The sequence below is a fragment of the Salmonella sp. A1325 genome, from assembly GCF_056991255.1.
Window position 1 is genome coordinate 1 of the sequence record NZ_JAMLWO010000018.1, and the last position, 25,098, is coordinate 25,098.

At 53.0% G+C, this 25,098-nt stretch carries 19 protein-coding genes; 12 read left to right on the forward strand and 7 right to left on the reverse strand.

Annotation, left to right across the window (positions count from 1 at the left end; genetic code table 11):
- From NAZ64_RS21585 to NAZ64_RS21640, 12 genes are all read left to right on the forward strand, one after another.
- Positions 1 to 84 (forward strand): EF-Tu C-terminal domain-related protein (locus NAZ64_RS21585; protein WP_000740160.1); only part of this gene is annotated, 84 nt, incomplete at its 5' end.
- A 229-nt stretch (positions 85 to 313) separates the two neighbouring features.
- Complete coding sequence (gene secE, locus NAZ64_RS21590; protein ID WP_001275691.1) at positions 314 to 697, forward strand: preprotein translocase subunit SecE; 384 nt, start codon at positions 314 to 316, stop codon at positions 695 to 697.
- 1 nt (position 698) lies between these two features.
- Positions 699 to 1,244: a transcription termination/antitermination protein NusG gene (gene nusG, locus NAZ64_RS21595; RefSeq protein WP_001287521.1), complete on the forward strand. Its 546-nt coding sequence runs from the start codon at positions 699 to 701 to the stop codon at positions 1,242 to 1,244.
- Positions 1,245 to 1,401: 157 nt separating this feature from the next.
- Positions 1,402 to 1,830 carry a 50S ribosomal protein L11 gene (gene rplK, locus NAZ64_RS21600; RefSeq protein ID WP_001085926.1) on the forward strand — a complete coding sequence of 143 codons (429 nt, stop codon included), beginning with the start codon at positions 1,402 to 1,404 and terminating at the stop codon, positions 1,828 to 1,830.
- Positions 1,831 to 1,833: 3 nt separating this feature from the next.
- A complete protein-coding gene (gene rplA / locus NAZ64_RS21605) occupies positions 1,834 to 2,538 on the forward strand; it encodes a 50S ribosomal protein L1 (protein WP_001096676.1) in 705 nt (234 codons plus the stop codon).
- 415 nt (positions 2,539 to 2,953) lie between these two features.
- Positions 2,954 to 3,451, forward strand: coding sequence for a 50S ribosomal protein L10 (gene rplJ / locus NAZ64_RS21610; RefSeq protein ID WP_001207203.1), 498 nt, complete (start codon positions 2,954 to 2,956; stop codon positions 3,449 to 3,451).
- A gap of 66 nt (positions 3,452 to 3,517) precedes the next feature.
- The gene (gene rplL, locus NAZ64_RS21615; protein ID WP_000028882.1) at positions 3,518 to 3,883 is read left to right on the forward strand and encodes a 50S ribosomal protein L7/L12; all 366 of its coding nucleotides are present in this window, start codon (positions 3,518 to 3,520) and stop codon (positions 3,881 to 3,883) included.
- Positions 3,884 to 4,200: 317 nt separating this feature from the next.
- Positions 4,201 to 8,229, forward strand: coding sequence for a DNA-directed RNA polymerase subunit beta (rpoB, locus tag NAZ64_RS21620; RefSeq protein ID WP_000263105.1), 4,029 nt, complete (start codon positions 4,201 to 4,203; stop codon positions 8,227 to 8,229).
- A 76-nt stretch (positions 8,230 to 8,305) separates the two neighbouring features.
- Positions 8,306 to 12,529: a DNA-directed RNA polymerase subunit beta' gene (gene rpoC, locus NAZ64_RS21625; RefSeq protein WP_000653965.1), complete on the forward strand. Its 4,224-nt coding sequence runs from the start codon at positions 8,306 to 8,308 to the stop codon at positions 12,527 to 12,529.
- Positions 12,530 to 13,107: 578 nt separating this feature from the next.
- Positions 13,108 to 14,325: a ribokinase gene (rbsK, locus tag NAZ64_RS21630; RefSeq protein ID WP_220569500.1), complete on the forward strand. Its 1,218-nt coding sequence runs from the start codon at positions 13,108 to 13,110 to the stop codon at positions 14,323 to 14,325.
- A 1-nt stretch (position 14,326) separates the two neighbouring features.
- A complete protein-coding gene (locus NAZ64_RS21635) occupies positions 14,327 to 15,826 on the forward strand; it encodes a purine-cytosine permease family protein (RefSeq protein WP_076936067.1) in 1,500 nt (499 codons plus the stop codon).
- Positions 15,819 to 18,473, forward strand: a complete 2,655-nt coding sequence (locus NAZ64_RS21640) for a hypothetical protein (protein ID WP_483641032.1) — start codon at positions 15,819 to 15,821, stop codon at positions 18,471 to 18,473. The genes NAZ64_RS21635 and NAZ64_RS21640 overlap by 8 nt, the downstream gene beginning before the upstream one ends.
- Positions 18,474 to 18,503: 30 nt before the next feature.
- Here the strand turns inward: NAZ64_RS21640 and NAZ64_RS21645 are convergent, their stop codons facing one another.
- The 7 genes from NAZ64_RS21645 to thiC form a co-directional block, all read right to left on the reverse strand.
- Positions 18,504 to 19,139 carry a DUF4867 family protein gene (locus tag NAZ64_RS21645; protein WP_220569499.1) on the reverse strand — a complete coding sequence of 212 codons (636 nt, stop codon included), beginning with the start codon at positions 19,137 to 19,139 and terminating at the stop codon, positions 18,504 to 18,506.
- Between the two features lie 334 nt (positions 19,140 to 19,473).
- Positions 19,474 to 20,607, reverse strand: a complete 1,134-nt coding sequence (thiH, locus tag NAZ64_RS21650; RefSeq protein ID WP_220569498.1) for a 2-iminoacetate synthase ThiH — start codon at positions 20,605 to 20,607, stop codon at positions 19,474 to 19,476.
- The gene (gene thiG / locus NAZ64_RS21655) at positions 20,604 to 21,374 is read right to left on the reverse strand and encodes a thiazole synthase (protein ID WP_220569497.1); all 771 of its coding nucleotides are present in this window, start codon (positions 21,372 to 21,374) and stop codon (positions 20,604 to 20,606) included. Before thiG ends, thiH begins: the two co-directional genes overlap by 4 nt.
- Position 21,375: 1 nt before the next feature.
- On the reverse strand, positions 21,376 to 21,576 hold the full coding sequence (gene thiS, locus NAZ64_RS21660; RefSeq protein WP_131046892.1) for a sulfur carrier protein ThiS: 201 nt from the start codon (positions 21,574 to 21,576) through the stop codon (positions 21,376 to 21,378).
- On the reverse strand, positions 21,557 to 22,315 hold the full coding sequence (locus NAZ64_RS21665; protein ID WP_220569496.1) for a HesA/MoeB/ThiF family protein: 759 nt from the start codon (positions 22,313 to 22,315) through the stop codon (positions 21,557 to 21,559). The genes thiS and NAZ64_RS21665 overlap by 20 nt, the downstream gene beginning before the upstream one ends.
- Complete coding sequence (gene thiE, locus NAZ64_RS21670) at positions 22,308 to 22,943, reverse strand: thiamine phosphate synthase (RefSeq protein WP_000284636.1); 636 nt, start codon at positions 22,941 to 22,943, stop codon at positions 22,308 to 22,310. Before thiE ends, NAZ64_RS21665 begins: the two co-directional genes overlap by 8 nt.
- Positions 22,943 to 24,838, reverse strand: coding sequence for a phosphomethylpyrimidine synthase ThiC (gene thiC, locus NAZ64_RS21675; RefSeq protein WP_220569495.1), 1,896 nt, complete (start codon positions 24,836 to 24,838; stop codon positions 22,943 to 22,945). Before thiC ends, thiE begins: the two co-directional genes overlap by 1 nt.
- Between the last annotated feature and the right edge of the window lie 260 nt (positions 24,839 to 25,098).

Here is a 25,098-nt window from a genome sequence, read left to right on the forward strand (position 1 = left end):
GCAATGGACGACGGTCTGCGTTTCGCAATCCGTGAAGGCGGCCGTACCGTTGGCGCGGGCGTTGTTGCTAAAGTTCTCGGCTAATCGCTGATAACATTTGACGCAATGCGCAATAAAAGGGCATCATTTGATGCCCTTTTTGCACGCTTTCACACCAGAACCTGGCTCATCAGTGATTTTATTTGTCATAATCATTGCTGAGACAGGCTCTGTAGAGGGCGTATAATCCGAAAGGCGAATAAGCGTTTCGATTTGGATTGCCTCGCGATTGCGGGGTGAAAATGTTTGTAGAATACTTCTGACAGGTTGGTTTATGAGTGCGAATACCGAAGCTCAAGGGAGCGGGCGCGGCCTGGAAGCGATGAAGTGGATAGTTGTTGCCATATTGCTGATCGTCGCAATCGTCGGCAACTACCTCTATCGCGACATGATGCTGCCGCTGCGTGCGCTGGCCGTAGTAATTCTGATTGCTGCAGCGGGTGGTGTCGCGCTGTTGACGACAAAAGGTAAAGCAACCGTTGCTTTTGCCCGTGAAGCGAGAACCGAAGTCCGTAAGGTCATTTGGCCGACTCGCCAGGAAACGCTGCACACCACGCTGATCGTCGCTGCGGTTACCGCAGTTATGTCACTGATCCTGTGGGGACTGGATGGTATTCTGGTTCGCCTGGTATCCTTTATCACTGGCCTGAGGTTCTGAGATGTCTGAAGCACCTAAAAAGCGCTGGTACGTCGTTCAGGCGTTTTCCGGTTTTGAAGGCCGCGTAGCCACATCGCTGCGCGAGCATATCAAATTACACAATATGGAAGAGCTGTTTGGCGAAGTCATGGTGCCGACTGAAGAAGTCGTTGAGATCCGTGGCGGCCAGCGTCGCAAAAGCGAACGCAAATTCTTCCCGGGTTACGTTCTGGTTCAGATGGTCATGAACGACGCAAGCTGGCACCTGGTGCGCAGCGTGCCGCGTGTGATGGGCTTTATCGGCGGTACGTCAGACCGTCCGGCGCCGATCAGCGACAAAGAAGTCGATGCGATCATGAACCGTCTGCAGCAGGTTGGCGATAAGCCGCGGCCGAAAACTCTGTTTGAACCGGGTGAAATGGTTCGTGTTAACGACGGTCCGTTCGCAGACTTTAACGGCGTTGTCGAAGAAGTCGATTATGAGAAGTCTCGCCTGAAAGTGTCTGTTTCTATCTTCGGTCGTGCGACCCCGGTAGAGCTGGACTTCAGCCAGGTTGAGAAAGCGTAAGGCTGCGATCAAAAAAGCAGCGATCTAATCGTTGCATAGGGCGCGAAATTGACATACAATTTCGCGCCTTTTGTTTTTATGGGCCTTATGCCCATGAAGCGATATTTATCACGGGGAGCTTCTTTGAAGCGATACTACCCAATTCGAGGAATTTAGAATGGCTAAGAAAGTACAAGCCTACGTCAAGCTGCAGGTTGCAGCTGGTATGGCGAACCCGAGTCCGCCGGTTGGTCCAGCACTGGGTCAGCAGGGTGTGAACATCATGGAATTCTGCAAAGCGTTCAACGCAAAAACGGATTCCATCGAAAAAGGTCTGCCGATTCCGGTTGTTATTACCGTTTACGCTGACCGTTCTTTCACCTTCGTTACCAAAACGCCTCCGGCAGCTGTTCTGCTGAAAAAAGCGGCTGGTATCAAGTCTGGTTCCGGCAAGCCGAACAAAGACAAAGTAGGTAAAATTTCCCGCGCTCAGCTGCAGGAAATCGCGCAGACCAAAGCTGCCGACATGACCGGTGCCGACATTGAAGCGATGACTCGCTCCATCGAAGGTACTGCACGTTCCATGGGCCTGGTAGTGGAGGACTAAGAAATGGCTAAACTGACCAAGCGTATGCGCGTGATCCGTGAAAAAGTTGATGCGACCAAACAGTACGACATCAACGAAGCTATTGCCCTGCTGAAAGAGCTGGCCACTGCTAAATTCAACGAAAGCGTTGACGTTGCCGTTAACCTCGGCATCGATGCTCGTAAATCTGACCAGAACGTTCGTGGCGCGACTGTACTGCCGCACGGTACTGGCCGTTCTGTTCGCGTTGCCGTATTTACCCAGGGCCCGAACGCTGAAGCAGCTAAAGCTGCTGGTGCTGAGCTGGTAGGTATGGAAGATCTGGCTGACCAGATCAAGAAAGGCGAAATGAACTTCGACGTTGTTATCGCATCCCCGGATGCAATGCGCGTTGTTGGCCAGCTGGGCCAGGTTCTGGGTCCGCGCGGCCTGATGCCAAACCCGAAAGTCGGTACCGTAACGCCGAACGTTGCTGAAGCGGTTAAGAACGCTAAAGCAGGTCAGGTTCGTTACCGTAACGACAAAAATGGCATCATCCACACCACCATCGGTAAAGTGGACTTTGACGCTGACAAACTGAAAGAAAACCTGGAAGCTCTGCTGGTTGCGCTGAAAAAAGCAAAACCGAGCCAGGCGAAAGGCGTGTACATCAAGAAAGTTAGCATCTCCACCACCATGGGTGCTGGCGTTGCCGTTGATCAGGCTGGTCTGAGCGCATCTGCGAACTAAGATTAGTCTTTACGTGGGCGGTGATTTTGTCTACAATCTTACCCCCACGTATTCTGCTAGTTGCAGACGTATATCCGAGATATTCGGGTTGTGGCAAGGCGGCAACTGAGTGAGTCGCCAGGAGCATAGCTAACTATGTGACTGGTGCGAACGAAGGAAGCCAACGCCGCCACAAGCTGAATAGCGGCGGATAGAAAAGATTTGTTCGTTGGAGCCTGGCCTATCCAGGCCTCCGTCGAAGACCGCAGGCGTCTCGCAAGAGGCTTAATCCCCTGCGTAGACGGTGACAGAACGCTAAGATTATTTTTTATACTCTGGCTTGTTTCTGCTCACCGTATTAAGACGCTCTTCTCGTTGAGATGAGTGAAGTGAGTTCCGGAACATGAGTTCCGGCAAACATCCAGGAGCAAAGCTAATGGCTTTAAATCTTCAAGACAAACAAGCGATTGTTGCTGAAGTCAGCGAAGTAGCCAAAGGCGCGCTGTCTGCAGTAGTTGCGGATTCCCGTGGCGTAACTGTAGATAAAATGACTGAACTGCGTAAAGCAGGTCGTGAAGCTGGCGTATACATGCGTGTTGTTCGTAACACCCTGCTGCGCCGCGTCGTTGAAGGTACTCAGTTCGAGTGCCTGAAAGACACGTTTGTTGGTCCGACCCTGATTGCATACTCTATGGAACACCCGGGCGCTGCTGCTCGTCTGTTCAAAGAGTTCGCGAAAGCGAATGCAAAATTTGAGGTCAAAGCTGCAGCCTTTGAAGGTGAGCTGATCCCGGCGTCTCAGATCGACCGCCTGGCAACTCTGCCGACCTACGAAGAAGCAATTGCACGCCTGATGGCAACCATGAAAGAAGCTTCGGCTGGCAAACTGGTTCGCACACTGGCTGCTGTACGCGATGCAAAAGAAGCTGCGTAATCGCAGTTGTCTTTATCAAGCATTTGCTTACGTATAAACTTATTCTGATATTCAGGAACAATTTAAATGTCTATCACTAAAGATCAAATCATTGAAGCAGTATCCGCTATGTCCGTAATGGACGTTGTAGAACTGATTTCTGCAATGGAAGAAAAATTCGGTGTTTCCGCTGCTGCTGCTGTAGCTGTAGCTGCTGGCCCGGCTGAAGCTGCTGAAGAAAAAACTGAATTCGACGTAATTCTGAAAGCTGCTGGCGCTAACAAAGTTGCTGTTATCAAAGCAGTACGTGGCGCAACTGGCCTGGGTCTGAAAGAAGCTAAAGACCTGGTAGAATCTGCTCCGGCCGCTCTGAAAGAAGGCGTGAGCAAAGATGACGCTGAAGCACTGAAAAAATCTCTGGAAGAAGCTGGCGCTGAAGTTGAAGTTAAATAAGCCAACCCTTCCGGTTGCAGCCTGAGAAATCAGGCTGATGGCTGGTGACTTTTTAGTCACCAGCCTTTTTGCGCTGTAAGGCGCCAGTAGCGTTTCACACTGTTTGACTACTGCTGTGCCTTTCAATGCTTGTTTCTATCGACGACTTAATATACTGCGACAGAGCGTACGTTCTGTGTAAATCGCAATGAAATGGTTTAAGCGTGATAGCAACAGGCATTGCGGAAAGTATCCATTTTCCGGTCAACAAAATAGTGTTGCACAAACTGTCCCCCGCAGGACAGATGGGTCGACTTGTCAGCGAGCTGAGGAACCCTATGGTTTACTCCTATACCGAGAAAAAACGTATTCGTAAGGATTTTGGTAAACGTCCACAAGTTCTGGATGTACCTTATCTCCTTTCTATCCAGCTTGACTCGTTTCAGAAGTTTATCGAGCAAGATCCTGAAGGGCAGTACGGCCTGGAAGCAGCCTTCCGTTCCGTGTTCCCGATTCAGAGCTACAGCGGTAATTCCGAGCTGCAGTACGTCAGCTACCGCCTTGGCGAACCGGTGTTTGACGTTCAGGAATGTCAGATCCGTGGCGTGACCTATTCCGCACCGCTGCGCGTGAAACTGCGTCTGGTGATCTACGAGCGCGAAGCGCCGGAAGGCACCGTTAAAGACATTAAAGAACAAGAAGTCTACATGGGCGAAATTCCGCTCATGACCGACAACGGTACCTTTGTTATCAACGGTACTGAGCGTGTTATCGTTTCTCAGCTGCACCGTAGTCCGGGCGTCTTCTTTGACTCCGACAAAGGTAAAACCCACTCTTCGGGTAAAGTGCTGTATAACGCGCGCATCATTCCTTACCGTGGTTCCTGGCTGGACTTCGAATTCGATCCGAAGGACAACCTGTTCGTGCGTATCGACCGTCGCCGTAAACTGCCTGCGACCATCATCCTGCGTGCGCTGAACTACACCACTGAGCAGATCCTTGACCTGTTCTTTGAGAAAGTCGTCTTCGAAATTCGCGACAACAAACTGCAGATGGAGCTGATTCCAGAACGTCTGCGTGGCGAAACCGCGTCGTTCGATATCGAAGCTAACGGCAAAGTGTACGTTGAAAAAGGCCGTCGCATTACCGCGCGTCACATCCGTCAGCTGGAAAAAGACGATATCAAGCATATCGAAGTTCCGGTTGAGTACATCGCAGGTAAAGTCGTCTCTAAAGACTACGTTGACGAATCCACTGGCGAGCTGATCTGCGCGGCGAACATGGAGCTGAGCCTGGATCTGCTGGCTAAGCTGAGCCAGTCCGGCCACAAGCGTATCGAAACGCTGTTTACCAACGATCTGGACCACGGCCCGTACATTTCTGAAACGGTACGCGTCGACCCAACTAACGATCGTTTGAGCGCGCTGGTAGAAATCTATCGCATGATGCGCCCTGGTGAGCCGCCGACTCGTGAAGCGGCTGAAAGCCTGTTTGAGAACCTGTTCTTCTCCGAAGACCGCTATGACCTGTCTGCGGTGGGTCGTATGAAGTTCAACCGTTCTCTGCTGCGCGACGAAATCGAAGGTTCCGGTATCCTGAGCAAAGACGACATCATTGATGTCATGAAGAAGCTCATCGATATCCGTAACGGTAAAGGCGAAGTGGATGATATCGACCACCTCGGCAACCGTCGTATCCGTTCCGTCGGCGAAATGGCGGAAAACCAGTTCCGCGTTGGCCTGGTGCGTGTAGAGCGTGCGGTGAAAGAGCGTCTGTCTCTGGGCGATCTGGATACCCTGATGCCTCAGGATATGATCAACGCCAAGCCGATTTCCGCGGCAGTGAAAGAGTTCTTTGGTTCCAGCCAGCTGTCTCAGTTTATGGACCAGAACAACCCGCTGTCTGAGATTACGCACAAACGTCGTATCTCCGCACTCGGCCCAGGCGGTCTGACCCGCGAACGCGCAGGCTTCGAAGTTCGAGACGTACACCCGACGCACTACGGTCGCGTATGTCCAATCGAAACGCCGGAAGGTCCGAACATCGGTCTGATCAACTCCCTGTCCGTGTACGCACAGACTAACGAATATGGCTTCCTTGAGACGCCGTACCGTCGTGTGGTTGATGGCGTGGTCACTGACGAAATTCATTACCTGTCTGCTATCGAAGAAGGCAACTACGTTATCGCTCAGGCGAACTCCAACCTGGATGACGAAGGCCACTTTGTAGAAGATCTGGTTACCTGCCGTAGCAAAGGCGAATCCAGCTTGTTCAGCCGTGACCAGGTTGACTACATGGACGTTTCCACCCAGCAGGTGGTCTCCGTCGGTGCGTCCCTGATCCCGTTCCTGGAACACGATGACGCCAACCGTGCATTGATGGGTGCGAACATGCAACGTCAGGCGGTTCCGACTCTGCGTGCTGATAAGCCGCTGGTGGGTACCGGTATGGAACGTGCTGTCGCCGTCGACTCCGGTGTTACTGCAGTAGCTAAACGTGGCGGTACTGTTCAGTACGTGGATGCGTCCCGTATCGTTATCAAAGTTAACGAAGACGAGATGTACCCGGGTGAAGCAGGTATCGACATCTATAACCTGACCAAATACACCCGCTCTAACCAGAACACCTGTATCAACCAGATGCCATGTGTGTCTCTGGGCGAGCCGGTTGAACGCGGCGACGTGCTGGCAGACGGTCCGTCCACCGACCTCGGTGAACTGGCGCTCGGTCAGAACATGCGCGTGGCGTTCATGCCGTGGAACGGCTACAACTTCGAAGACTCCATCCTCGTATCCGAGCGTGTTGTCCAGGAAGACCGTTTCACCACCATCCACATTCAGGAACTGGCGTGCGTGTCCCGTGACACCAAGCTGGGGCCGGAAGAGATCACCGCTGATATCCCGAACGTGGGTGAAGCTGCGCTCTCCAAACTGGATGAATCCGGTATCGTTTACATCGGCGCGGAAGTGACCGGTGGTGACATTCTGGTCGGTAAGGTGACGCCGAAAGGTGAAACCCAGCTGACGCCGGAAGAGAAACTGCTGCGTGCGATCTTCGGTGAGAAAGCGTCTGACGTTAAAGACTCTTCTCTGCGCGTACCTAACGGTGTCTCCGGTACGGTTATCGACGTTCAGGTCTTTACTCGCGATGGCGTAGAAAAAGACAAACGTGCTTTGGAAATCGAAGAGATGCAGCTCAAGCAGGCGAAAAAAGACCTGTCTGAAGAACTGCAGATCCTCGAAGCGGGCCTGTTTAGCCGTATCCGTGCGGTGCTGGTTTCCGGCGGCGTTGAAGCTGAGAAGCTCGACAAACTGCCGCGCGACCGCTGGCTGGAACTCGGTCTGACCGACGAAGAGAAACAAAATCAGCTGGAACAACTGGCTGAGCAGTATGACGAACTGAAACACGAGTTCGAGAAAAAACTTGAAGCGAAGCGCCGTAAAATCACCCAGGGCGACGATCTGGCGCCGGGCGTGCTGAAGATCGTGAAGGTCTATCTGGCCGTTAAACGCCGTATCCAGCCGGGTGATAAGATGGCAGGTCGTCACGGTAACAAGGGTGTTATCTCTAAGATCAACCCGATCGAAGACATGCCTTACGATGAAAACGGCACGCCGGTAGACATCGTACTGAACCCGCTGGGCGTACCGTCTCGTATGAACATTGGTCAGATTCTGGAAACCCACCTGGGTATGGCTGCGAAAGGTATTGGCGACAAGATTAACGCCATGCTGAAACAGCAGCAGGAAGTCGCGAAACTGCGCGAATTCATCCAGCGTGCCTACGATCTGGGCGCCGACGTTCGTCAGAAAGTCGACCTGAGCACCTTCAGCGATGATGAAGTGCTGCGTCTGGCAGAAAACCTGCGTAAAGGTATGCCGATTGCCACACCAGTGTTCGACGGTGCGAAAGAAGCGGAAATCAAAGAGCTGCTGAAACTGGGCGACCTGCCGACCTCCGGTCAGATCACCCTGTTCGATGGCCGTACGGGTGAACAGTTCGAACGTCCGGTAACCGTCGGTTACATGTACATGCTGAAACTGAACCACCTGGTTGATGACAAGATGCATGCGCGTTCTACCGGTTCTTACAGCCTGGTTACTCAGCAGCCGCTGGGTGGTAAGGCGCAGTTCGGTGGTCAGCGCTTCGGGGAGATGGAAGTGTGGGCGCTGGAAGCTTACGGCGCCGCCTACACCCTGCAGGAAATGCTCACCGTTAAGTCTGATGACGTGAACGGTCGTACCAAGATGTATAAGAACATCGTGGACGGCAACCATCAGATGGAACCGGGTATGCCGGAATCCTTCAACGTTCTGTTGAAAGAGATCCGCTCGCTGGGCATCAACATCGAACTGGAAGACGAGTAATTCTCGCTCAAACAGGTCACTGGTGTCGGGGTAAAACCCGACACCAGATTGTGCTAACTCCGACGGGAGCAAATCCGTGAAAGATTTATTAAAGTTTCTGAAAGCGCAGACTAAAACCGAAGAGTTTGATGCGATCAAAATTGCTCTGGCTTCGCCAGACATGATCCGTTCATGGTCTTTCGGTGAAGTTAAAAAGCCGGAAACCATCAACTACCGTACGTTCAAACCTGAGCGTGACGGCCTTTTCTGCGCCCGTATCTTTGGGCCGGTAAAAGACTACGAGTGCCTGTGCGGTAAGTACAAGCGCCTGAAACACCGTGGTGTTATTTGTGAGAAGTGCGGCGTTGAAGTGACCCAGACCAAAGTACGCCGTGAGCGTATGGGCCACATCGAGCTGGCGTCTCCGACTGCTCACATCTGGTTCCTGAAATCGCTGCCGTCCCGTATCGGTCTGCTGCTCGATATGCCGTTGCGTGATATCGAACGTGTACTGTACTTCGAATCTTATGTGGTTATCGAAGGCGGTATGACCAACCTGGAACGTCAACAGATCCTGACTGAAGAGCAGTATCTGGACGCGCTGGAAGAGTTCGGTGACGAATTCGACGCCAAGATGGGTGCGGAAGCTATCCAGGCCCTGCTGAAGAGCATGGATCTGGAGCAAGAGTGTGAAACTCTGCGCGAAGAGCTGAACGAAACCAACTCCGAAACCAAGCGTAAGAAGCTGACCAAGCGTATCAAACTGCTGGAAGCCTTCGTACAGTCTGGCAACAAGCCAGAGTGGATGATCCTGACCGTTCTGCCGGTTCTGCCGCCAGATCTGCGTCCGCTGGTTCCGCTGGATGGTGGTCGTTTCGCCACGTCAGATCTGAACGATCTGTATCGTCGCGTCATTAACCGTAACAACCGTCTGAAACGTCTGCTGGATCTGGCTGCGCCGGACATCATCGTACGCAACGAAAAACGTATGCTGCAGGAAGCGGTTGACGCCCTGCTGGATAACGGTCGTCGCGGTCGTGCGATCACCGGTTCTAACAAGCGTCCTCTGAAATCTTTGGCCGACATGATCAAAGGTAAACAGGGTCGTTTCCGTCAGAACCTGCTCGGTAAGCGTGTTGACTACTCCGGTCGTTCTGTTATCACCGTAGGTCCATACCTGCGTCTGCATCAGTGCGGTCTGCCGAAGAAAATGGCGCTGGAGCTGTTCAAACCGTTCATCTACGGCAAGCTGGAACTGCGTGGCCTCGCCACCACCATCAAAGCCGCGAAGAAAATGGTTGAGCGCGAAGAAGCCGTCGTTTGGGATATCCTGGACGAAGTGATCCGCGAACACCCGGTACTGCTGAACCGTGCACCAACACTGCACCGTCTGGGTATCCAGGCATTTGAACCGGTACTGATCGAAGGTAAAGCTATCCAGCTGCACCCGCTGGTTTGTGCGGCCTATAACGCCGACTTCGATGGTGACCAGATGGCTGTTCACGTACCGCTGACGCTGGAAGCCCAGCTTGAAGCGCGTGCGCTGATGATGTCTACCAACAACATCCTGTCTCCGGCGAACGGCGAACCTATCATCGTTCCGTCTCAGGACGTGGTATTGGGTCTGTACTACATGACCCGTGACTGTGTTAACGCCAAAGGCGAAGGCATGGTGCTGACTGGCCCGAAAGAAGCTGAGCGTATCTATCGCGCAGGTCTGGCCTCTCTGCATGCGCGCGTTAAAGTGCGTATCACTGAATATGAAAAAGATGAAAACGGCGAATTCGTTGCGCACACCAGCCTGAAAGACACGACCGTTGGTCGCGCCATTCTGTGGATGATCGTACCGAAAGGTCTGCCTTTCTCCATCGTCAACCAGGCGCTGGGCAAGAAAGCGATCTCCAAAATGCTGAACACTTGCTACCGTATTCTGGGTCTGAAACCGACCGTTATTTTTGCGGACCAGACGATGTACACCGGCTTTGCTTATGCAGCGCGTTCAGGTGCGTCCGTTGGTATTGATGACATGGTCATCCCGGAGAAAAAACACGAGATCATCTCTGAGGCGGAAGCTGAAGTTGCTGAGATCCAGGAGCAGTTCCAGTCCGGTCTGGTAACCGCTGGCGAACGCTATAACAAAGTTATCGATATCTGGGCTGCGGCGAACGATCGTGTATCCAAAGCGATGATGGATAACCTGCAAACCGAAACCGTGATTAACCGTGACGGCCAGGAAGAGCAGCAGGTTTCCTTCAACAGCATCTACATGATGGCCGACTCCGGTGCGCGTGGTTCTGCGGCACAGATTCGTCAGCTGGCCGGTATGCGTGGTCTGATGGCGAAGCCAGATGGCTCCATTATCGAAACGCCAATCACCGCGAACTTCCGTGAAGGTCTGAACGTACTCCAGTACTTCATCTCCACGCACGGTGCGCGTAAAGGTCTGGCGGATACCGCACTGAAAACCGCGAACTCCGGTTATCTGACCCGTCGTCTGGTTGACGTCGCGCAGGATCTGGTAGTGACCGAAGATGACTGTGGTACGCACGAAGGTATCCTGATGACCCCGGTTATCGAGGGTGGCGACGTGAAAGAGCCGCTGCGTGACCGCGTTCTGGGTCGTGTGACGGCGGAAGATGTGCTGAAACCGGGTACCGCGGACATTCTGGTTCCACGCAACACGTTGCTGCACGAACAGTGGTGTGACCTGCTGGAAGCAAACTCCGTTGACGCCGTTAAAGTGCGTTCCGTTGTATCCTGCGACACCGACTTTGGTGTATGTGCGCACTGCTATGGTCGTGACCTGGCGCGTGGCCACATCATCAACAAAGGTGAAGCTATCGGCGTTATCGCGGCACAGTCCATCGGTGAACCGGGTACACAGCTGACGATGCGTACGTTCCACATCGGTGGTGCGGCATCGCGTGCGGCTGCTGAATCCAGCATCCAGGTTAAGAACAAAGGTAGCATCAAGCTCAGCAACGTGAAGTCGGTTGTGAACTCCAGCGGTAAACTGGTTATCACTTCTCGTAACACCGAACTGAAGCTGATCGACGAATTCGGTCGTACCAAAGAGAGCTATAAAGTGCCTTATGGCGCTGTCATGGCGAAAGGTGATGGCGAGCAGGTTGCCGGCGGCGAAACCGTGGCAAACTGGGACCCGCACACCATGCCGGTTATCACCGAAGTGAGTGGTTTCATCCGCTTCACTGACATGATCGACGGTCAGACCATTACGCGTCAGACCGACGAACTGACCGGTTTGTCTTCGCTGGTGGTTCTGGATTCGGCTGAACGTACTACTGGTGGTAAGGATCTGCGTCCGGCGCTGAAAATCGTTGATGCTCAGGGTAATGACGTTCTGATCCCGGGTACCGATATGCCTGCGCAGTACTTCCTGCCGGGTAAAGCGATTGTACAGCTGGAAGATGGCGTACAGATCAGTTCTGGTGACACCCTGGCGCGTATTCCGCAGGAATCCGGCGGTACCAAGGATATCACCGGTGGTCTGCCGCGCGTTGCCGACCTGTTCGAAGCGCGTCGTCCGAAAGAACCGGCAATCCTTGCTGAAATCGCAGGTATCGTTTCCTTCGGTAAAGAAACCAAAGGCAAACGTCGCCTGGTGATTACGCCGGTTGATGGTAGTGACCCGTACGAAGAGATGATTCCGAAATGGCGTCAGCTCAACGTGTTCGAAGGGGAACGTGTAGAACGTGGTGATGTGATTTCCGATGGTCCGGAAGCGCCGCACGACATTCTGCGTCTGCGTGGCGTTCATGCTGTGACGCGTTACATTGTTAACGAAGTTCAGGATGTATACCGTCTGCAGGGCGTTAAGATTAACGATAAACACATCGAAGTTATCGTTCGTCAGATGCTGCGTAAAGCGACCATCGAAAGCGCCGGTAGTTCCGACTTCCTGGAAGGCGAACAGGTTGAATACTCTCGCGTCAAGATCGCTAACCGCGAGCTGGAAGCGAACGGCAAAGTGGGGGCTACCTTCTCCCGCGATCTGCTGGGTATCACCAAAGCGTCTCTGGCAACCGAATCGTTCATCTCTGCCGCATCGTTCCAGGAGACCACCCGTGTCCTGACCGAAGCAGCCGTTGCGGGTAAACGCGACGAACTGCGCGGCCTGAAAGAGAACGTTATCGTGGGTCGTCTGATCCCGGCCGGTACCGGTTATGCGTACCACCAGGATCGTATGCGCCGTCGCGCCGCGGGCGAGCAGCCAGCAACACCGCAGGTCACTGCGGAAGATGCATCTGCAAGCCTGGCAGAACTGCTGAACGCAGGTCTGGGCGGTTCTGATAACGAGTAATCACCTCGCTTAGCATGAAAGCCAGTCAGTTTTTTGACTGGCTTTTTTTTTAGTACGCCGTGACCAGCGTTGTTCTTTAGCTGTGATGGCTAAAGAGTGACTAAGAGACGAAAGCCCCCTACACCCGGCGAGGGAAAGTGCATGAAGGGCCAGACCTGTTACGAGCGGCAAGTCACGCGTGTGCTCAGTCTCCTGAAACACAAGGCAATGGATAGCCATTGCCCTGAATTTTAAACAGAAGTCAGACGACACTGCGTACGAAACAGACTCAATGTGGAAGGCGTAAGCCGGAAGCAGACAGGATGTACCGTATATGGATATGTATGGTGCTGTGAGAGGACCGCGGGAGTAATCCCCGCTTGCTCGATCATTCCGTTTACGGATAAAATCGTTTCCCCACGTAGTTTTCCAAAACCTTCTCTCGTAGTGACATTTTTCATTTACTAACACTATCCAATTGAATAAAAGCCACTTTTCCAAAAAAATTCCCGTTTGCTTTTGTTTTTGTGATGGTAGTGTGAAAGGATTCATGGAATCAGGAGATTATAAAAGATATAAACGTTACATGAGGTGAAATTATGTTTGGAAAAGAAAGGCAACGTCAAATATTGGCATATTTGAATAAACATGAGCGAGCTACAGTTAATCAACTCGCTATTTTATTTTCTGTCAGTAAAGAAACTGTCCGTAATGATTTGAATTTGTTAGCAGATCAAGGGGTAGTTGAACGTTGCCATGGTGGTGCAATAATATTACGCCGTATTTTTCACTCGCAGCCTGTTAATAACGTTGGAACCTCCATTGAAATGTTTCTCAATCAGGTCAATCGACGCAAAAAAACGATAACAAACAAAAAAGGTAAAATAATGATAAACAAAGTTTGTATATTAGGATCGTTTAATGTTGATATTATTGCGAAGGTTGATCGCTTCCCTAAAAGCGGCGAATCAATTCTGGCCAGTAATACCATTATTGGGCCTGGCGGCAAGGGGGCAAATCAAGCGATGGCGGCCAGTAAATGCCCCGTGCAGGTGCATTTCGTCGGTAAAGTCGGCAATGACCATTTCGGCCAGATGGCACATGACCACCTCTCTTCATCCGACATTCACAGTTTTACCCTCTATCAGGACAAAGAACATAAAACAGGTAGTGCCATCATATATGTATCGGAACCTGCAGGTGAAAACAAGATCGCGATATATTCTGGTGCCAATCAATATATTACTGAAGCGGAAGTTGCAAGTATTACCAGTGAATTAGTTGATGCGAAAATATTGCTTACTCAGCTAGAAAACAACTTTACAGCAACCGCATTGGTGTTAAAGATGGCTCATCGGTCAGGCGTGAAAACTATCCTCAACCCAGCGCCTTATTCTGACCAGGCAAAAGAATGCTTGCCATATATTGATTATCTTACCCCTAATGAAACAGAAGCATCGCAGATGTCCGGTGTCGAGATAAAAGATATCGAGAGCGCGAAAGCAGCGGCGCAGACCATCAAATCTCTCGGGGCAAAAAATATTATTATAACTATGGGATCTCAGGGGGCACTGATATATGACGGCGAACAATTTACCCATATTCCAGCACTAAAAGCAGTAAGTATTGACACTACCGGTGCGGGGGATGCGTTCAACGGTGCATTTGCTGCTGCGATTGCGCAGGGCCAGCCGTTGCTCAGTGCAGCAAAATTTGCTTCTGCTTTTGCTTCGCTGGCGGTCGAGCGGGAAGGCGCATCTAACATGCCTGAGTATGAAGCCGTATTATCACGGCTTGCTCAATATGAGAGGAAATAAAATGACGAGCCAAATCCAGAACCCGTCTGATGTATCAGGTACGATGAAAGTCGAAACCAATGGGGTAAACCCCGTTAGCGATAAAGAACGTTATGGCTCGCCTGCCGGGCTTTTTCCGATCTGGTTTTCATGGAATGTCTCTATTCTCGGTATTACCTATGGGATTTACGTTTACTCACTGGGGTTAAGTCTGTGGCAGGCGATTATTGCCGGTATTATCGGTTATTTTTTATCGAGTACGCTGGTGGGCATTTTGGCGGTTGGTGGGCCGCGCACTGGATTGCCAACCTTAACACAGACTCGATTTGCTTTCGGTTATCACGGGAATAAGATCCCCACTTTGTTTGCCTATATTTCCAATATGGGCTGGAAAATTACCATTATTACACTGTCGTCGACCACCGGTGCCTCGCTCTTTGCCCGGTTATGGCCGGCCGTGTTTGCTGCAGAAAACGGTCATCCTACCTTAGGGTGCCTGCTGAGCTGGTTCGTCGTGACCTTAGTATTGACCATGTCTGTTGCCATCTATGGCCACCAGCTCATCATGAAGGTAGAAAAGTATATTGCATGGTTAACGGGGGGAATGAGCATCATCTTTATTATCCTGATTCTGCCGCATATTCACTGGTCGCAGGCGGGTGCCGCGCCCGATGCAGGTTTTTTAACGTTTATCGGCGGCATGGTTATGGCTATGACGATGGTTGGGCTGGGCTTTCTCAACTATGGTGGTGATTTCGCCCGTTACCTTCCGCGCAAGACCCCTGCCGGGAAAGTTATTTTCTGGACGTCGTTGGGGATTTCGCTACCGGTTTCCATCCTGCTGATTTTGGGCGCATTGCTGGCCGACAGTAATCCTGAACTGAGCGGTGCGGCAGCCTCCGAGCCGATTGCTGCCTTAACCTCGTTCCTGCCGTTATGGTTTTATGTGCCGTTTTCTATCGTGATCATTATCTCCCTGCTGGCGGCAGCCATTACGGGTGTTTACAGCTCGGGCCTCGCACTTCTGGCTATGGGCGTGCCAGCCAGTCGTTCAACCACGACCGCGATCAATGCGGTCATTATTGCGTTCGGCGCGTTCTACTTATTGTTTGTTTCCGACTCGTTCCTCGCTACTTTCCAGTCCTTCCTGGCGACAGTATCCGTGGTATTGGGATCAATGGGCGCGATCCAGCTTGTCGACTTCGCCCGGCAAAAGCGGTTGCGCTGGAACACTGATATGGCGCAGCCTGCGGGACTTGGCGGGCGTAACGGTCGCTGGACGGCATTATTGTCGCTCTTTGTTGCATCAGTTATCGGCATGGGAACCATTACCTCTGGCGATCCGTGGATTGCCCACCTGGTCGGTTTCTTACTGACGGCTGAAACCAAAACCAGCGTGTTTGCGACAGCAAACATTGGCGTAGTGGTGGCGATGTTGGTGGGCGCAGCGCTGTATGCCATTTTGACTTACGTTTGTCATTATGATGTTCCGCCGCTGAAAGAAGGGAAAAATCATGAATGATTCATTAGCAAAGGCGCGGCAAAGCTTTAAAAACCCGGATGTATGGCATCTGCCTGCAACCTACTGGTTCTGGCATACCATTCCGGACAAAGAGCAGATCGATAGCCAACTGAGGCAATTGCAGGCGGGAGGGTATGGTTCATTCCAGATAGCCGCACGTCTGAGCCTTCCGCTGGAGAGTTATCTCAGTGAGGAATGGCTGGCTGCCTGTCGATATACGGCCGATAAAGCCGCCGGGATGGGGCTGATGATGGGTATCTATGACGATTACAACTGGCTTTCCGGCCACGCCGGGGGAAGAACCGTTGAGGGAAGAGATGAGTTGCGCGAGCGCCATCTTTTCTGGAGCCAGTCCAGCCTGTCTGCAGATATGCTGACATGCCGCCTTTCCGGGATCCGCTCTGCGGATGCCGAGGCCTTACAGCAGTGTGGGATGGAGTGGATTTTTGCAGACGGCAAGCCGGAATGGGATGAATGGGAAATTGTCGCCGCGTATGCTACATCTTCATCAGATCAGTGCAGAGCGGAAGAAATTGTTGATGTTTCTTCATTAGCCCGTATTACCAGGGCAACCACCGGGGAATTTGAGGTCACGTTTAAAGGAAGCGAATTGCCCTGGGGGGCGGATTCGATTGTGACGCTCTTTACCGCAGCGCGCTGCCGAACCTCACGAATGATTAATTACCTGATGCCCGAAGCGGCGGAAAATTTTATTCGTGTCGGTTATGAACCTTATGCCCGGGCCTTTGGCGATCATTTTGGTAAGACGGTAGCGTATCTCTTTTTCGATCAGCCACATGCCTGTTTCTGGCAATGGAATGAACAGGTTGGTTCGGTCAAATCCTCCTTAATGTATGAAAAAAGGCTCATTGATGCGTTGCAACAGGCGCCTTATTGCCTGGCTGAAAACCTGATGTCCTTAGTTATGGATATAGGCAGCCGCACCGCACGCCGCCGCTGTGAGTTATTTTCTTGCTATTCCCGGCAGGCGATGCAGGCCTTTTTCGGCACGTTGTCAGCGTGGGCGCACGATCAGGGCGTAAAGCTAAGTGGTCATGAAGTATTAAGCCACGTCAGTAGCTGGAATTTCGCCAGTAAAATTATCACCGAAGATAGCCGGTGTAATTTTGCTATGGATTATTTTGCTCTTGATGGCTGGCGGGATATTACGGCTGTCGATTCGCGAAACAGTGAGCCACAGATGGCCGCGAAGGTCGGCGACTCCGTGGCGCGCGCTCATGGGCGTAAAGGATGTATTGTTGAGCAATATTATGCGCGGGTGAAGCCGGGTACGCATTTTGCCGCCGGGCAGTGGGAAATTTCACTGCATGATATCCGGTTGCAGGCATTGCGGCATCACCTCCTCGGTGCCCGGCAATTTTTAATGCACGCGTTCTGGCTGAGAGATGGGGAAGCAAACGACGAGGTATTGACTAACCCGCGCTTTGATTTTGCGCCGGGGATTAACTTCCAGCCCTGGTATGCCTTCCATGCCGGGTTTGCCTATGAGTCTGGCCGTCTTGCCGAATTTCTTGAACAGGGAAACCCGTATGTTGATGTTGGCGTACTCTATCCCAAACGAACTTTCTGGTACTGCGGCGTGGAGGGCAACGAAGGGCAGTTGGGTGAATATTGGGCAAAACAACTCAGCGCTCAGGGCGTCGAATATTTCTTCATTGATGAGGAGAATTTGCTCCAGGCTGACGGAACGCGCATTAATGGCATGAATTTCCCGGTTCTTCTGTTAGCGGACGTTAAAGTGGTGCAATCAGCCGCCACGCTGAGTCAACTGGAGCGCTTTGTCGCTGCCGGAGGCCGGCTACTGGTCGACGGTGAGCTCGTGGCATATAGCGAGGAAAAAGGCAAAGACTGCTCTCTTACCGAAAGGTTGCAAAAGCTGATTGGGACGCAACCTGCGTGCAGCATGTTGGCTGACATGCTGAAAAGCGATCGTCCCTTTGTTGACTATCCCTCCCGGAAAACGGCCGTTTGGACTCGGATAACGCAGGATGAAACATCGCGTTACGTCACCGTATTTAATGACGGTGAGACCCCTCTCTATGGCTGGCTACATTTTCCGGGCCTTTGCGGGCAGCTGGCGGAGTGGCATCTTGCGACGGGAGATATTTCAATTCTGGAAGAGCAACTCGCTGAAAGTTTTCCGCTGAAAATTGATCCCTGGCAGGCCCGCTGTTTTTCATTACAGATAGCGGAAAATGGTCACGATGTGGTGCTGGATAAGCACTGGCAGTTACTGGTTGATAACGTTTCCCGACCCGTTGATGTTACAAAAGGGTGGGAGCAGCAGGGGATGGAGGCGTGGTGCGGTCCGGGCCGCTACCAGTTACGCTTTGCACTGGAGACGGTGACCGATGATATTCAGCTTTATTTACCTGAAGTACAGGGAAGCGTAGCAATCTGGCTTAACGATAAGTTAATTGCCGAAAAAGGCTGGCCGGAATATCGCTTCACGTTACCACAGTCTTTACTGAAAAAGAGTAATGAACTGGCAGTGGTGGTCTACCCGTCGGCGGCAAATCATTATTATTTTGCGAGTGCATGGCAGGGCGAGGGGCAGGATCGCTGTGGTTTGACAATGCCACCACGCTTGCGAACAAGAGACAGCGTAGCGGTCATTGCCGGGTAAAGAGCAGGCGAAGAGCAATCTTCGCCATTTTTAGACGTGAATAATGTCATTAACGCAAAGATGCGGTCCTTTTAAAAATGGGCAAGGATGCTCAGTAAAACTTTCATGCGCGATAAACCAGGTATTTCGCTTACTCAGCATTGCTGGCTTATTTTCGTCGGGTATATATTCATTAGTCCCATCGAGGAGAATAATCGCTGCGCTAAAAGGTTGGGTATTTATACTAATGGGGCAGTAATGTAGTGTGGTACTATAAAGCTCAATCGCCGATTTTGCCGGAACGAAAAATGGCTGGGCTAGTTCACCATTAAACGTATCACCCTGCATAAATTCTCGTTTACCCAAAAACAGGAAAAAATCGCTGGCTGCAATAATGACTTCACTCCCCTGATGATATTCAAAGCCATCCTGAGTGGTATTTACGCCACAAACATATCCTGCCTGAACGGGCATGTCACCGTAGATTTGCCGCTGAATCTCGCTCACGGCGGCGCAATGGCTTAAGCGTTCATCACTTCTGACATATTCTATGCGATCATGTGGCAGCGTAATTTCATCTTTAAGATATTTAAGTAGTGGTTCTACATTTATTGTGGAAATTACTTTTCCGTATGCTTTAAATTCATCGCTATGAATCGATAGCGTCTTTTTTTTGTTAGTTGTCATGATGTTTGTTTCCGTATTTTGGTGATTGTAATGGTATTATTTTGCTCTGGTGTGGTGTCCTCTTTTTTGAACGGGAACTTGCTTTGCAATTAAAGTAAAGTTACCTCATGATGCTTCTCATCTTGTTTTATTAAACAGTCATATGGATGATAAGAATATTAATGAAATAGTATACAGATTTATTTCTTTAAGAAAAGTAGGGCGAAACGAGGAAGACGCTTTTCGCCCTGGACTGCATTCCCGCTGACGGCACTACCATGAAAAACGCAACGCTTTCAACAGTCTTTAATTTTTCGTGGCAGCGCGGAATAAATTTACGTTTTTACATTCTCTCTCATCTGCTTTGCGAAGTGCGCCCCAGCCAACTGTCCCAGTCTTTCCACACGGGCTGTAACCCTTGCGCGCTTAACGCGCTTGCTACGGTTTCAGGCCGACGGGCATCGTGGGGAGAAAACTGCTCAAGTTCCGGATGATCGTCAGCATACCCACCGGGCTGGGTTTTCGAGAAGGCGCTAACGTTGTTGATCGCCAACGGGATCACGTTATCGCGAAACCACGGCGATTCGCGGGTGGAGAGTGATAATTCAATTTCCGGCGCCAATAACCGGAAAGCGCAAATCGTTTGCACCAGTTGCTTTTCATCCATCACAGATGCGGGTTCCACACCGCCAGTACACGGACGCAGACGCGGGAAGGAAACAGAATAGCGACTCTGCCAGTAGTGTTTCTGCATCCACAACAGATGCTCCGCCACCATATAGCAATCCACCCGCCAGCTGTCGGAAAGCCCGATTAGCGCGCCAAGACCGATTTTGTCGATACCTGCCCGGCCTAACCGATCCGGCGTTTCCAGCCGCCAGAAAAAGTCCTGTTTCTTTCCCTTCAGGTGATGCTGTGCATAGATTGCCTCATGGTAAGTTTCCTGATAAACCATCACGCCATCGATCCCCAGCGTTTTGAGCTCCGCATAGTTTTCTTGCGACAAGGGCTGGACTTCCATCTGTAATGATGAAAATTGACGACGGATAGCCGGTAAATGACGGCGAAAATAGTCCATTCCTACTTTGGCCTGATGTTCGCCAGTCACCAGCAACAGATGCTCAAAGCCCAGTTTACGGATAGCATCGCACTCCCTTTGAATATCCACCTCATCCAGCGTTTTACGCTTAATGCGGTTGCTCATCGAGAAACCGCAGTAGGTACAGTCGTTGGCGCACAGGTTCGAGAGATAAAGCGGCACATAGAAACTGACGGTGTTGCCAAAGCGCTGGCGGGTAAGTTTTTGCGCGCGCTGCGCCATCGGCTCCAGATAATCGGCGGCAGCGGGGGAGAGCAGAGCCATCAAATCGTCCCGGCTAAGATGCGCGGCGTTCAGCGCGCGCTCCACGTCGGCGGCGGTTTTACCGTTGATACGCAGGCGAATATCGTCCCACTCCAGTTGCCGCCATCGGTCGGTGAAGGTTTTCATGCTAACGCCTCCAGAAACCCGGTGAGCGGGCTGGTGGCGCTGGCGTAGGTGCTACGATTACCCGGCACCGCCTGACGCGCCAGTACTCCCGCTTCTACCGCCAGGCGGAAAGCGGTTGCCATCATCACCGGATCGTCCGCCACGGCAATCGCCGTGTTGACCAGTACCGCATCAGCGCCCATTTCCAGCGCCTGCGCCGCGTGGCTGGGTACGCCGATTCCGGCGTCGACCACCACCGGCACGGTGGCCTGCTGGATAATAATCTCCAGCATCGCTTTGGTTTCCAGCCCCTGATTCGAACCGATAGGCGCGCCAAGCGGCATCACCGCCGCGCAGCCGACCTCTTCCAGCCGCTTGCACAACACCGGATCCGCGCCGCAGTAGGGCAGTACCACGAAGCCCTGCTTCACCAGCGCCTCGGTAGCTTTTAGCGTTTCGATCGGGTCCGGCAATAGCCAGCGGGCATCCGGATGGATTTCTAATTTCAGCCAGTTTGTGCCCAGCGCTTCACGCGCCAGCTGGGCGGCGAAGATCGCTTCTTCAGCGGTTTTCGCCCCTGAAGTATTGGGTAACAGCGTGACGCCCGCTTCAATGAGCGGCATGAGGATAGCGTCGTTGTGCTGACGTAAATCCACGCGCTTCATCGCCAGCGTCACCAACTGGCTGCCGGAGGCGCGAATCGCCTCGATCATCAGCTGCGACGAAGCAAATTTTCCGGTGCCGGTGAACAGATGTGAATCAAACGTTTTATCGGCAATACGTAACATATCACCCCCCTGCAATAACCTGAAAAAGCAGGATCTGGTCGCCTTCCTGCACGATTTGCTGTTCCCACTGCTCGCGCGGCAGGATCTGCTGATTGAGCGCCAGCGCCGCGCCCGGTTTAAGCTGATTGAGTTGCGTGAGCAGCTCACTGACGGTTTGCCCTTCGGCGCACTGCATCGGTTCATCATTGAACTGAATCTGCATGTCGCCCTCCGCAGACCGGACAGCCGCTGGCGCGATGCAGCGCGAGGCTGCGCCACTGGCTGGTTTTACCGTCAAAGAGGCGTAGCTCACCGCTCGGTGTTTCCATCCCGCTAAGCAATTTAATTGCCTCCAGCGCCTGCAAGGTACCCATCACGCCCACCACCGGGCCGAGCACGCCAGCGGTGCGGCAGTTACGTTCCGGCTCGACATCATCCGGCCACAGGCAGCGGTAACAGCCTTGTCCCCACGGCGGCGTGAGCACCATCAGTTGGCCGCCAAAGCCGACAGCGCTGGCGGAAATTAACGGAGTGCTGAGCGCCACGCAGGCGGCGTTAATTTCCTGGCGCGTGGCCATGTTATCGGTACAGTCGAGCACCACGTCGGCTCGCGCGACCGCGTTTTTAAGCACATCGCCAGTCAGACGTTGTTGCAATACGATCAGCTCGCTACCGGGGTTGAGCTGCGCCAGCCGTAGCTTTGCCGACTGCGCCTTCGGGTGGGCGATATCGTCGGTGGTGAACAGAATTTGCCGCTGGAGATTGCTCAAGTGAACATCGTCATCATCCGCCAGCGTCAGTGTGCCGATGCCTGCCCCCGCCAGATACAGCGCGGCGGGTGAACCTAACCCGCCTAAACCTACGATCAGGACATGACTCGCGAGCAGTTTTTGCTGGCCTTCAATGGCGATATCGCCGAGCAGGATTTGCCGGCTGTAGCGCATAAAATCGCGGTCATTCATCGCCAACTCCCGCAATATCCAGTAACTGCGCGGTAGCGGCGCGCCAGTCGGCGGCCTGAGTAATGGCGCTAACCACGGCAATACTGCCGACGCCAGTTGCCAGTACCGCCGGAGCGCGTTCAAGGCTGATGCCGCCGATCGCGACGGTCGGGTAATCCGCCAGTCGTTCAATATGACTGGCCAGTTGCGCCAGCCCCTGCGGGGCGGAAGGCATCTGCTTGGTTTGAGTAGGGAAGACGTGACCCAGCGCGATATAAGAAGGCTTAGCGGCGAGCGCCACGTCTATCTCCATATCATCGTGGGTCGATACGCCCAGGCGTAAGCCCGCCGCCTGAATCGCTTTCAGGTCAGTGGTTTCGAGATCTTCCTGGCCCAGATGCACGCCGTAAGCGCGGTGCTTAATTGCCAGACGCCAGTAATCGTTGATAAACAGGCGGGCGTCATAACGACGCCCCAGCGCGATGGCGGCGATAACGTCGGCTTCCACCTCTTCATCGCGTTTATCTTTGATACGCAACTGGATGGTGCGCACGCCCGCCTCCAGCAGGCGTTCAATCCATGCAACGCTGTCCACCACCGGGTAAAGCCCGAGGCGGAACGGCACGGTCGGGAAATCAGGCTGATACATCAGGCTTTCTCCCGCTTGAGATAGATTTCGCCACCTTTGGCGCGGAAGTTTTCCGACATATCCGCCATGCCGACTTCAATGGCTTGCGCGGCGGCGTAGTCGCGGACCTCCTGGCTGATTTTCATCGAGCAGAATTTCGGCCCGCACATGGAGCAGAAGTGGGCAATCTTGCCGGACTCCTGTGGCAGGGTTTCATCGTGATAAGCGCGGGCGGTGAACGGGTCGAGCGCGAGGTTAAACTGATCTTCCCAGCGGAATTCAAAGCGCGCTTTCGACATGGCGTTATCGCGGATCTGCGCGCCCGGATGTCCTTTGGCTAAATCCGCGGCGTGGGCGGCGATTTTGTAGGTGATTAGCCCCTGCTTCACATCTTCTTTGTTTGGCAGGCCGAGATGCTCTTTCGGCGTCACGTAACACAGCATCGCACAACCGAACCAGCCGATCATCGCCGCGCCAATACCGGAGGTGAAGTGGTCATAGCCCGGCGCGATATCGGTGGTCAACGGCCCTAAGGTGTAGAACGGCGCTTCGTGGCAGCTCTCCAGCTCTTCGGTCATGTTGCGCTGAATCATATGCATCGGCACGTGGCCCGGGCCTTCAATCATCACCTGCACGTCGTATTCCCAGGCGATTTTGGTCAACTCGCCCAGCGTATGCAGCTCGGAGAACTGCGCTTCGTCGTTGGCGTCCTGAATGGAGCCGGGGCGCAGGCCGTCGCCCAGCGACAGGGAAACGTCGTAGGCGGCGCAGATTTCGCAAATCTCGCGGAAATGTTCGAACAGGAAGTTCTCTTTGTGATGGGAGAGACACCACTTCGCCATGATCGAACCGCCGCGCGAGACAATCCCGGTCAGGCGTTTGGCGGTCATCGGCACGTAGCGCAGCAGCACGCCCGCGTGGATGGTGAAGTAGTCGACGCCCTGTTCGGCCTGCTCCAGCAGCGTGTCGCGGAACGCTTCCCAGGTAAGATCTTCGGCGATCCCGTTGACCTTCTCCAGCGCCTGGTAGATCGGGACGGTGCCGATCGGTACCGGACTGTTACGCAGGATCCACTCACGGGTTTCGTGAATATAGCGCCCGGTGGAAAGGTCCATTACCGTATCCGCGCCCCAGCGCGTCGCCCACACCAGTTTTTCCACCTCTTCTTCGATAGAGGAGGTGACCGCCGAGTTGCCGATGTTGGCATTCACTTTGACCAGGAAGTTGCGGCCAATAATCATCGGCTCCGATTCCGGGTGGTTGATGTTGGCGGGAATAATCGCGCGGCCCGCAGCCACTTCATCACGCACGAATTCCGGCGTAATGTTTTCCGGCAGGCGCGCGCCGAAGCTTTCTCCGGGATGCTGGTGGCGCAGTACTTCACTGCGAATGCGCTCGCGGCCCATGTTTTCACGGATGGCGATGAACTCCATTTCGGGAGTGACGATCCCCTGGCGGGCATAATGAAGTTGCGTCACGCGGTGTCCGGCTTTGGCGCGTTTTGGCGTTAACAGACCGGTAAAACGCAGATCGTTCAGGCCATCGTCGGCCAGACGTTCTCTGGTGTAAGCCGAGCTACGGTCGTCTAATTCTTCGCTATCGTTACGTGCGTCAATCCACGGCTGGCGCAGTTTCGCCAGACCCTGCTGGACGTTAATCGCCACCTCAGGATCGCCATAGGGACCGGAGGTGTCGTACACCGGCACGGGTTCGTTCTCTTCAAACTGCGGGTTGTCTTTACTGCCGCCGATGAGCGTCGGGCTAAGTTGAATTTCACGCATCGGTACGCGAATATCATGCTGCGAACCGGTCACGTAGATGCGTTTCGAGTTGGGAAAGGCAGTCCCTTCCAGCGTATCGATAAAATGCTGGGCTTTAGCGCGCTGCTCGCGGCGGGTTAACGTTGTTGTAGACATAGCTCATTCCAAAAAATTAAGGACGTGGCTTGTCAGACGACGGATGGAGTAATGGATGTGCGCCGCCCGTAAAGGCAGCAGCATAAAGCAGAATTACTCTTGTTCCCTTCGCAGGTATTAACCTGATCAGGTTCCGCGGATCCCGAATTAACGGTCTCAGCCTTTTCCACTTCATCCTTCGCGCTGCCTCTTCGTTGGCTTCGTCCGCTCACTCCAGTCACTTACTTATGTAAGCTCCTGGAGATTCACCGACTTGCCGC